This is a genomic window from bacterium (genome assembly GCA_040755795.1).
Lineage (GTDB): Bacteria > UBA9089 > CG2-30-40-21 > CG2-30-40-21 > SBAY01 > JBFLXS01.
The window spans coordinates 1-1,138 of record JBFLXS010000734.1; the positions used below are offsets into that span (position 1 = coordinate 1).

The 1,138-nt window shown below is 31.5% G+C and carries 1 protein-coding gene; it reads left to right on the plus strand.

Annotated elements, in window-relative coordinates; genetic code table 11:
• Positions 1 to 114: 114 nt before the first annotated feature.
• Positions 115 to 258: a hypothetical protein gene (locus AB1414_21275; GenBank protein MEW6609943.1), complete on the plus strand. Its 144-nt coding sequence runs from the start codon at positions 115 to 117 to the stop codon at positions 256 to 258.
• Positions 259 to 1,138 lie beyond the last annotated feature (880 nt).

A 1,138-nucleotide genomic window follows, 5' to 3' on the forward strand; every position in this document is an offset into this window, starting at 1 on the left:
TCAAAACTTGTTGTTTATGATAATTGCGGACATTCACCACTGGTTGATGTTCCTGATCAACTAACAAAAGATATCTTAGAGTTTATGAATGCTTAAGAGGGCGAAAGCCCTTTTTTGTTATATTATAAGAAAAAAAGAAGTAAAGAGAATAATTCATTAAAAAAATGTATGTTTAGTATTTATAAACTTTTAGCGTTCTTAGTTGTTTTTAAAGCAAGGGGTAATATGATGATAACCGTGAGGATAACTGTTGAGTGATCAGATGATGAAATTTTGGAAATTTCTAACAGATCGGATTTAACAGTACTCGATGGTAAACGATTGATAAATCAATCACAAAAACACGAGGAGAAGAATGGTAGCTGAATTTCATGGCATAGATATGAATCCGTGTTTGCAATGAGAATCGATGTAGGAGTGGTCTACATGTATTACAAGTGGACAGATTACATGTAATACATAATTATGCACGTGCGCGCGCGTACGTATGAGTCATCAATCAATTAACATTAGTCTTCAGTATCAAGGTTAATCGATAAGGCATTTTGTTAACAAATTTGTTAAATATGTAGAGGACTACCAAACGCTAAGAAAGAGTTCTCCAACACTAAATCAAAAGTTATTGAATTTGAGAGTGAACGAGAATCAACATAAACTTTGAAGTCATCATAGTTCAATGAAAGCACTAAATGCTCTACACCAAGAAATCCTTTAGATGAATATGTATGATATGAACTTAAGAGAAAATGATCAATCGATAATGACACACCTATACCCCCTAGAAGAAGAAGCAGAACCAAGAAAGTAGTAAAAATATCAGTATCCTTAAAATACCCTTAAAACACGATATCAGCCATTGAAGGCTTGAGATAGAGGAATACCCATAAAAGTAGTTCTGAAACGACGAAAAGCTTCTCTCATATATTTTTATTACACTCATTTTCTATATATGTATATATTTAATACCCATAGAAGTACTCTAAATCCATTTTTAATATAGCAACGACCAAGTATTAACATCGATTAAACATATGGATTTATATTTTTTTATTTTATATTTGTGCGTATAATATATATTATGTTAACCTATTAATGTGAGCCTTATTGTGCGGACAAGTAGGTTTTTGTGGATAAGTGT